We start from the raw sequence: 7,883 nt of genomic DNA, 5'->3' as shown, positions 1-7,883 counted from the left end.
GCACCAGCGCGGGCTGGGCGGGGGCGCGGGCGCGTTCAGCGCGGGCGATCCGGGCCCGGGCCCGAACCGCACGGCGCTGCAGGTGCGCGGCGGCGCCGGGGCGGCGGCGGCGCCGCTTGCGGTGGGCGAGGGCCGGGTCTGGGCCGACGCGCTGTACGGGTTCGGTGCGCGCGCCGGCGACCGGGCTGCGGCGGGCGCCGGGTTCGACGCGGGCGGGCTGCTGATGGGCGTCGACCGCCAGGTCGGGGCGGACACGCAGGTGGGCGGGGCGTTCAGCTACCTGCGCGCGGGCGGCACGTCGCGGGGCGCGGGGCTGGGTCGGTTCACCACCGACAGCTACGGCGGGACGCTGTACGCGAGCACGCGGCTGGGCGCGGTGGTGCTGCGGGGCACGGCGGGCGTGTCGTACGCGGACGGTCGGGTGGACCGGACGGTGGCGCTGGGCGCGGCGGTGTCGCAGGCGTCCGGGCTGTCGTCGGGCTGGAACGGCGGGGTGTCGGGCTTTGCCGGCTAGGCTGGGTGGACCGGACGGTGGCGCTGGGCGCGGCGGTGTCGCAGGCGTCCGGGCTGTCGTCGGGCTGGAACGGCGGGGTGTCGGGCTTTGCCGGCTACGCGCTGGCGACCGGCCTGCCGGTCGAGGTCGTGCCGGAGGTGGGCTTCAGCTACGACCGGCTGACGCGGGGCCGTGTGTCCGAGCGGGGCGGTCTGGTCGGGCAGGGCTTCGGCGGGCAGGGCTTCGCGGTGGCCGACCTCGACGCGGCGCGCAGCCTGGTCGGCGGGCGGGTGACGAGCTGGGCGTTGGCGGGCATTCCGGACCTGCGCCTGGAGGGTCGGGCGTACTGGGCGCACGAGCTGGCCGACACGGCGGCGGTGGTTCGCTCGAGCGTGTTCGGGGCCCCATTCGCGGGCCGGACGAGCGCGCTGGGCCGGGACGGCGCGGTTCTGGGGGTGAGCCTGACGGGGGCGGTCGCCGAGGGCGTGCGGTTGTCGGTGGGCTATACCGGCGACGTCCGCCCGGGCGCCACCGCCCAGGTGTTCACCGCCGGCCTCCAGGCCGCGTGGTGAGGGGCGCCGCCTTTACCCGGCCGGCGCCGTGGTCCGGAGGCGCGCATGCGCGGGAGAGACGGCCCGGATAAGCCACCGACCGAGCCCGCACCGGCAGCCCGCCGGCGCGGCTTCTTCCGGCGGGTGCTCGACGGTCTCGAAGCCGTCGAGCTGCTGGTCCAGGCGGGCCGGCTGGTCTGGTGGCTCCTGAGAGGCCTGTGGCTGGCCGCCGGTGCGATCGTGCGCCTCTTCGGGGATCGCTGACGCGCGGCGCCGGCAGCGGCGCGAGAATCGATGCCCGCGCGGATGTTTCACGGGAAACATCCGCCGCGCCGCCTCGGCTCGCGCCACTGACAGCCGGGTAATGTCAGCCGAACAGCGCCCGCGCCACGACCTGCGGGTCGATCGGCTTCTGGCAGAGCGCGACGGCGCCGTGGAGCGAGGGCACGGCGACCGGATCGTAGCCGGTGGCGAACAGGAAGGGCACGCCGCGCGCGTGCAGCGCGTCGGCCACCGGATAGACCAGCTCGTCCTGCAGGTTGATGTCGAGGACCGCGGCGTCGATCTCGGTCGTGCCGGCGATCAGCGCCAGCGCCTCGCCGACGCTCGCGACCGGACCCAGCACCTGGGCGCCGCCTTCCTCGAAGCCGGACTTGAGATCGACGGCGATGAAGTAGTCGTCCTCGACGAGCAGGACCCGCCTGCCGGCCAGCGCGCGTGGTTTCGAGGTCATGCGGGGTTGCCTGCGGCTTCTCCCTCGGGGAGCGGGATGTTGATCGAGCAATGTAGCGCCGTGGCGCCGAGTTCGTAGCTGGTCGTCGCCTTCAGGGCGTAGGGCAGGGCGTGCTCGATCAGTTCCCGCCCGTAGCCGCCCCGCGGCGCCGCGTCCGCCAGCTCCGGTCCGCGAACGAGACCCTCCTCCACCCATTCCACCAGCAGCCGGCCGCCGCCGTCGTCCGCCCGGTAGGTCCGCCACGTCACGCTCAGGCGTCCCTGCGCGGTGGTGAGCGCGCCGTATTTCAGCGCGTTGGTGGCGAGCTCGTGCAGGGCCAGCGCGAAGGTCTGCACCGTCGCCTTGCGCAGCCGCACCACGGGTCCGTGCAGCCGGATGCGCGCCGGCATGGCCGGGGCGTCGAGGGCGGCGAGTTCCGTCTCGATCAGGGAGCGGAGCGTGATCGGTTCCTGATCGGAGCGCGAGAGGAGGCCCTGGACCCGCGAGAGGGCGGACAGGCGATCGTTGAACCGCTGCCGGAACGTCTCGCCGGGCCCGGTCTGGGCCATGGTCTGCTTGGCGATGGAGCGCACGACGCCGAGGAGGTTCCGGGTCCGGTGCTGCAGCTCGGCGACCATGACCTGCTGCCGCTCCTGGAGCTGGCGCAGATCGTCGATGTCGGTCGAGGTGCCGAGCCACTCGACGATCCGGCCCTGCGCGTCGCGGACCGGCGCGGCGCGGGTCTGGAACCAGCAGAACCGGTCCTCGGCGGCGTTGCGGAGCCGGTGCTCGAAGGAGAGGTGGCCGCTCACCGGCGCCTCGCGCCACGCGGCCGCGGCGACCGCCTCATCGTCCGGATGGACCGCCGCCAGCCAGCCCCAGCCCAGGCTCGTCGCGTCGGTCTGCCCGGTATAGGCGTGCCATTGCGGGCTCGACCAGATGCAGGCCCCGTCGATCGCGGCGCGCCAGACGAGCTGGGGGATGCCCTGGGCGAGGGTGCGGAACAGCTCCTCGCTCGCGCGCAGGCGGCGCTCGGCCAGAACCCGCTCGGTGCTCTCGACCACGATGGCGATGACCCCGGCCGGGTGCCCGTCCTCCCCGAAGACCGGCGAGTAGTCGAGATTCATCCAGACCGGCTCGGGCCGGCCGTAGCGGTGCAGGGTCAGTTGCTGGTCCTTGTACGACAGCGTCCCGCCGGCGAGGCCGACGCGCATGACGTTGTCGTTGAAGTCGGCGACCTCCGGCCAGCCCTCGCGCACCTTCGAGCCGAGGAGCTCGGGATGGCGGCCGCCCGCGAAGCCCGAATAGGCGTCGTTGTAGATCATGATGCCGTCCTCGCCCCAGAGCAGCACGATCGGCACCGGCGATTGCAGCAGCGTGCTGACCGCGAAGACCAGGCTCTGCGGCCAGTCGGCGATGGGACCCAGCGGCGTCCTCGCCCAGTCGAAGCTCCGGACGAGGTCGGCGAGTTCGCTGCAGCCGGCCGAGAAGATGCGGGCCTCGCTCATGCAGTGACCGACTCGTGAGACTCCGGCTCGAGCGAGCGCAGAGGGTGGAAGCCCGGTCCGCGACCGGTCGGGTCGGCCGGCCCGGCGTGCGGGTCACGCCGACGCTACTACACCGCTCCTCTGCCCGGTAGGGGCGCCGCCGGCTCCGGCCCGGTCGCGTCGTCGGGCCGGCAGACGGGTTCTAGCCGCGGCCCGCGGGCTCCGGGAAGCGCCGGGCGAACCAGTCGCGCAGGATCTGCCGCTCGTAGTAGAGGCCGCCGGTGGAGAAGCGGGGATTGGACGTCAGCAGGAAGTTGATGTCCGTCACCGTGTCCGCGCCCCGTGCCACGGTGCGGCCGCCGCGACGCAGGCTGTAGGCGAGGCGGATCCGCGGCGGCGTGGCGTCCGTCACGACCCGCAGGCCGGTCGGGGTCGCGAAGCCGGGCCGGTCGAAGCCCGCCAGATCGACGTCGAGCACCGTGATGTCGAGACGCTCGTCGGGGCGGAGCCGCGCCGTGCCGAGATCCGTGAAGATCCGGGTCAGCTCGGCCAGGGTGACCCGGAGCGGCTGCCCGGAGCCGAAGCGGTTCTCGGCATCGGTGAACCGCTCCGGCGCGGCGTAGCGCACGGCCACCTGCGCCTGTGCCGCCGGCTGTGCCCGGGCGGGGGCCGCGGATGACCCGATCACCGAGAGCGCGGCCGCGGCCGCGAGCGCGGCCGATCTTCCGGCGAGACGCGTGCGCATACCGAACTCCTCTCCGCGTGTGGCGGCCTGACCGGGGCAGGCCTGCCGGGAAGAACCGCCCGAACGGGGCCCGGTATCCAGTGCCCCGCGCGGATGTCCGGCTGCGACCGAGGCTGTGTCAAAACTCGGATGTGCTGGGAAACCGTAGAACAAATGGCAACACGAGGTCCCTTAGCCCGATGTCACCCTGCTTCGAGAGAACGTTTTTCTACGAGGGCCGATAGCGTTCGGGTTTTGACACAGCCTCGACCGAATGGCGCCCGACCGTCCATAGTCTCGCCGTGATCCGGGCGCCTCGTAGCGCTCCCGGCCCGAGGGGCGAGCCGGTCATGGGAGTCCGACGCGCATGATGAACTCTGTTCTCGCGCTTCTCACCGTCGTGGCGGTGCTGGTGGTCACGGCGCTGATCAAGCTGCCGCTCCTGCCGTTCCGCCTGGTCGGCCGCCTTCTGCGGAGCCGCCCGGCGGCGGCCTGACCCGCGCCGCTCAGGCCGCCGCGTCGATGACGAATTCCATCCCGCGACCCGGCCCCTGATCGGAATAGTCGACGAGCGCCAGACCGCGCTCGGCCAGGGTCGCCTCGACGGTGTCCCGCTCCCGGCGCACCATCTGACCCACCGCCAGCGGGGTCAGCCGGGGGCTCGCGCGCCGCAAGCGGTCGACGCCGATATGGGCCGGCGTGCCCGCGTCCTCGGCGATCCGGGCCAGGGCCAGACCCAGGTCGCGCGCCTTGGTCTCGGCGGCGGATCTCGGCTTGAACGCCATCTGCTTCTCCTTCTGCTCGGCCACCCGTCTCAGGCGGCCCGCCTGTCGACGCACACATCCGGGAAGGCCCGGATCCAGACCCGACGGCCCTTGGCGTCGTAGACTTCGACCTGCCAGCCCGACCAGTCGAACCGCTCCACGACCCGCTCCATCAGCGCGAGCGCGACCCGATCGGCGTGGGCCCGCACCTGCGCCGCGTTCGGAAACCGGCTGCCGCGCAGGTCGGTCACCAGCTCGTGGCCGTCCGTGCAGTGGAAGCGGTAAAGCCGCGTCGGCATTGAGCTTCCCTCGATCAATCCACAGCACTCCACCGCGATCCGAGAACGGGGCGCATCCGCGGTTGAACCCACCGCGCCGATGCGCTTTGTTCGTGATATGTTCTATGCGGATTCGGACGACGATGCACCCAGATCCCGAGGTGGCCCCTGCGGAGTTTCGTCTCAGGGAAGCCGAGACGATCGCCGTGGCCTATCACAGGGCGGCGAAGGGTGACGCGTGGACCGCGCTCGTCGCGGCCATCGCGGACGCTCTGGTCGATCTCGACGCGCTGGAGCGGCGCCTCGCCCGGCAGGGCGGGCTGATATCGCTGGGCTACGCCCGCGGCCGCACCGGGGCGGGCGGGGTCCGAGAGCAGCGCCGCGCCGGCCCGGAGGGTTGACCGCCCGGCGATACCCGCGCGGTCGGCCGGGCAGCCGGCGGTCTCGCCGCCCGGGCGGCGACGCGCCTGTCGGGGATCAGTGGTCCGTGCCGCCGCGCCGCGCCATGGCGCCGGGCTGGCCGAGGCCGATCGCCTTGGCGAGGGCGGAGCGCTGCTCGGCGTAACCGGGGGCAACCATCGGATAGTCGGTCGGCAGGCCGTAGCTGTCGCGGTAGCTGCGCGGATCCAGGCCGTGGCTGGCCAAGTGGCGCTTCAGCGTCTTGTAGAGCTTGCCGTCGATGAAGCTGACGATCCCGTCGTGCCGGACCGACTTGCGGATCTGGGCCGCGCTCGGCTTCTCGACCTCGGCCTGCGGGGCCGCGCCGGCCTGCGCCGTCGGCGTCCCGGCGACGAGTCCGCTGATCGCGCCGTGCACCCGTGCGATCAGGGCCGGCAGCTCCGCGGCCGGCACCGGATTGTTCGACACGTAGGCGGCCACAAGCTCGGCGGTCATCACGGCCAAGGTGTTGGATGTCTCATCGAAGGTCTCATTCATGATCGGACTTCCAGCGAGCGATTTACGTTCCCACGGTTTGGGCGCGGCAAGGGTTTAAACAGCGTAAATATAGAACGAAGACTCGATGAATATCTCTAGATTTTCTCGCGCCGTGCGGAGGCCGACGGGTGCGCCGTTCGTTGCACGTCTGCATCGACCGCAGAGGATCTCGGCGCGTCCGGACGGGGGTGACCCGGCTGACCGCGCGACAGCCTCGAACGACGCCGATCAGCGCCGCCGAACGACCCCGCGCGCCCGCAGGCGACTTCGACGGGCGACCCGCGCGCGCCGGCACAGGCAAAGCGCCGCGCCTTGAGGGCGATGGACGGATGAAGGGGGTTCGCGCGCCTCAGCCGGCGCCGTACCCGCCCTTCCGGTTGTCGGACTGCGGCGCGGGCGGTCGGGTGTCGTAGCCGCCGCTCTCCGGCGCCGCGTCGGAGCCGGGATCAAGGGGGCCCGGGGCGTGGGGACCGCTGCCGCCGGCCGCCGGGTCGGCCCGCTTCTCCGGGGCTGCCGGCCGGCCCGGCGGGACGGTCCCCAGGGCCTCGCGTGCGGCGTCGACATCCTGTCCCATCCGTCTCTCCCTGCGGTCCTTCGTGTAGGGCCAAGGCGGGAGGTCGCCGCATGTTCCCGGCGCGGTCGCCGGGACCGGCGTGCCGGGCGATGCGTCAGCGCGGCCTCATTTCCGCTCGCCGGTGGGGTTGGGCGTCGCGGACGTGTCCGGCGCGACCGCCGGATTGACGGGCGTGACCTTCGACCACGTGGCCGCGATCGCCACGATGGCGAGCAGCAGGACGATGAAGATGCCGATGAGGGTGAGGCGCTTCATGTGGCGGGTCTGGGTCTTCCGTGCGGGGGCCTGAGGGCGGGGAACGGCCGGGACGGCCGATCGATCCCGGCCGGAACGGGATCCTGCGGCCGCGGACCCGCGCGGCCGCGACCGTCACGATCCCGCCGAGCGCGGCCGCGCCAGGGCGGTGGCCGCGTGCCGGGCCAGATCCTCGAGCCGGCGGACCGTCGCGTCGTCCGGCATGACCGAGGCGCACCAGTAGGCGCCTAGTGCGGCGACGGGCTCGGGCGAGCCGATCGGAACCATCACGAGGCTGCGCATTGAGGTCAGGCGGTAGAGGGCGAGCGGCACCCGGGGATCGCACTCGATGTCCGGGATCACGATGGTCGCGTCGTCGAGCATCGCGCGACCCGAGATGCACGCCGTCAGCGGGAACCTGCGGCCGCGCCACAGCGGCTCGATCGCGTCCTCGGCGGCGTAGAAGGAGGCGTCGCCCTCGCGCAGAACCACCGCGATCCCGTCGGAGCCCGCGATCTCCCGCGCGGTCTCGCGCAGGATCGCGACCGTGTCCTCCAGGGACCGGGCGGTCGCCAGGCGGTGGGCGGCCCGAACCAGACCCGAGGCGGGATCCAGGGAGAGTTCATCCATGTGGGACGCGGCCGCGAGCACTCCGATCGATCGGGCAACGACCCATGCGGCGCCGCTGTACAAGTCTGTCGGGCACCGGCGCGGTGGGCAACAACCTGGATCAAGCGTTTCGCCGACGGGATCGGGCGCGCGGAGATGTGCGGTCGCAGCGTGCGCATATTGGTCGTCGCGGCGGAACTCCGCGACAGAAGTCGCGAAATAGTTCCGCGACACCGGATCACGACGCCGCGATGATGTGCTCCAGCGCACCTTTCGGTCCACCGGCTCCGGACCCCCGTCGGCGCTGTTGCAACAATGCACTATCGCGCCCGCACATCCTGACGTCCTGTCCGCCCCGCACACATCCCGTCCAACGGGAGACAGAGGACCAGATGATCAAGAAGCTTCTGCTCGCGAGCGCCGCTACGGCTCTCCTGACCGGCGCCGCCTCGGCCGCCGACCTGCCGCGCCGCGCCTCTCCTGACCGGCGCCGCCTCGGCCGCCGACCTGCCGCGCCGCGC

The 7,883-nt window shown here is 72.8% G+C and carries 14 protein-coding genes; 5 read left to right on the top strand and 9 right to left on the bottom strand.

The window, feature by feature from the left end:
- The 3 genes from ASG32_RS35440 to ASG32_RS28115 form a co-directional block, all read left to right on the top strand.
- Positions 1-514 (top strand): autotransporter outer membrane beta-barrel domain-containing protein (locus ASG32_RS35440; protein ID WP_244492264.1); only part of this gene is annotated, 514 nt, incomplete at its 5' end.
- 5 nt (positions 515-519) lie between these two features.
- Positions 520-1,065: an autotransporter outer membrane beta-barrel domain-containing protein gene (locus tag ASG32_RS35435; RefSeq protein ID WP_056532858.1), complete on the top strand. Its 546-nt coding sequence runs from the start codon at positions 520-522 to the stop codon at positions 1,063-1,065.
- A 45-nt stretch (positions 1,066-1,110) separates the two neighbouring features.
- On the top strand, positions 1,111-1,308 hold the full coding sequence (locus ASG32_RS28115) for a hypothetical protein (protein ID WP_056532855.1): 198 nt from the start codon (positions 1,111-1,113) through the stop codon (positions 1,306-1,308).
- A gap of 103 nt (positions 1,309-1,411) precedes the next feature.
- On the opposite strand, the gene ASG32_RS28110 is transcribed toward ASG32_RS28115, so the two are convergent.
- The 3 genes from ASG32_RS28110 to ASG32_RS28100 all read right to left on the bottom strand — a co-directional run bounded on the left by ASG32_RS28110 (position 1,412) and on the right by ASG32_RS28100 (position 3,988).
- Positions 1,412-1,777 carry a response regulator gene (locus tag ASG32_RS28110; RefSeq protein WP_042672258.1) on the bottom strand — a complete coding sequence of 122 codons (366 nt, stop codon included), beginning with the start codon at positions 1,775-1,777 and terminating at the stop codon, positions 1,412-1,414.
- Positions 1,774-3,264, bottom strand: a complete 1,491-nt coding sequence (locus ASG32_RS28105; RefSeq protein ID WP_056532852.1) for an HWE histidine kinase domain-containing protein — start codon at positions 3,262-3,264, stop codon at positions 1,774-1,776. The genes ASG32_RS28110 and ASG32_RS28105 overlap by 4 nt, the downstream gene beginning before the upstream one ends.
- 181 nt (positions 3,265-3,445) lie before the next feature.
- Positions 3,446-3,988 carry a DUF3016 domain-containing protein gene (locus ASG32_RS28100; RefSeq protein WP_056532849.1) on the bottom strand — a complete coding sequence of 181 codons (543 nt, stop codon included), beginning with the start codon at positions 3,986-3,988 and terminating at the stop codon, positions 3,446-3,448.
- 346 nt (positions 3,989-4,334) lie between these two features.
- On the opposite strand from ASG32_RS28100, the gene ASG32_RS35720 reads away from it, so the two are divergent.
- The gene (locus tag ASG32_RS35720; protein ID WP_020096525.1) at positions 4,335-4,463 is read left to right on the top strand and encodes a hypothetical protein; all 129 of its coding nucleotides are present in this window, start codon (positions 4,335-4,337) and stop codon (positions 4,461-4,463) included.
- Between the two features lie 10 nt (positions 4,464-4,473).
- On the opposite strand, the gene ASG32_RS28095 is transcribed toward ASG32_RS35720, so the two are convergent.
- Positions 4,474-4,752, bottom strand: a complete 279-nt coding sequence (locus ASG32_RS28095) for a hypothetical protein (RefSeq protein ID WP_026605481.1) — start codon at positions 4,750-4,752, stop codon at positions 4,474-4,476.
- Positions 4,753-4,781: 29 nt separating this feature from the next.
- Positions 4,782-5,030, bottom strand: coding sequence for a hypothetical protein (locus ASG32_RS28090; protein ID WP_020096527.1), 249 nt, complete (start codon positions 5,028-5,030; stop codon positions 4,782-4,784).
- A 122-nt stretch (positions 5,031-5,152) separates the two neighbouring features.
- On the opposite strand from ASG32_RS28090, the gene ASG32_RS28085 reads away from it, so the two are divergent.
- Positions 5,153-5,410: a hypothetical protein gene (locus ASG32_RS28085; protein WP_056532864.1), complete on the top strand. Its 258-nt coding sequence runs from the start codon at positions 5,153-5,155 to the stop codon at positions 5,408-5,410.
- 76 nt (positions 5,411-5,486) lie between these two features.
- Here the strand turns inward: ASG32_RS28085 and ASG32_RS28080 are convergent, their stop codons facing one another.
- The 4 genes from ASG32_RS28080 to ASG32_RS28070 all read right to left on the bottom strand — a co-directional run bounded on the left by ASG32_RS28080 (position 5,487) and on the right by ASG32_RS28070 (position 7,383).
- Complete coding sequence (locus tag ASG32_RS28080) at positions 5,487-5,945, bottom strand: MucR family transcriptional regulator (protein WP_056532846.1); 459 nt, start codon at positions 5,943-5,945, stop codon at positions 5,487-5,489.
- 349 nt (positions 5,946-6,294) lie between these two features.
- Positions 6,295-6,519 (bottom strand): hypothetical protein, encoded by a 225-nt coding sequence (locus ASG32_RS28075; RefSeq protein ID WP_056532844.1) that lies wholly within the window; start codon positions 6,517-6,519, stop codon positions 6,295-6,297.
- 105 nt (positions 6,520-6,624) lie between these two features.
- Complete coding sequence (locus tag ASG32_RS34635) at positions 6,625-6,774, bottom strand: hypothetical protein (RefSeq protein ID WP_020096531.1); 150 nt, start codon at positions 6,772-6,774, stop codon at positions 6,625-6,627.
- Between the two features lie 114 nt (positions 6,775-6,888).
- The gene (locus ASG32_RS28070; protein ID WP_056532861.1) at positions 6,889-7,383 is read right to left on the bottom strand and encodes a GAF domain-containing protein; all 495 of its coding nucleotides are present in this window, start codon (positions 7,381-7,383) and stop codon (positions 6,889-6,891) included.
- Positions 7,384-7,883 lie beyond the last annotated feature (500 nt).

Source organism: Methylobacterium sp. Leaf361, from assembly GCF_001424445.1.
GTDB lineage: Bacteria > Pseudomonadota > Alphaproteobacteria > Rhizobiales > Beijerinckiaceae > Methylobacterium.
Note: the sequence above shows the minus strand (reverse complement) of the source record. Positions and strands in the feature narration are given on the sequence as shown.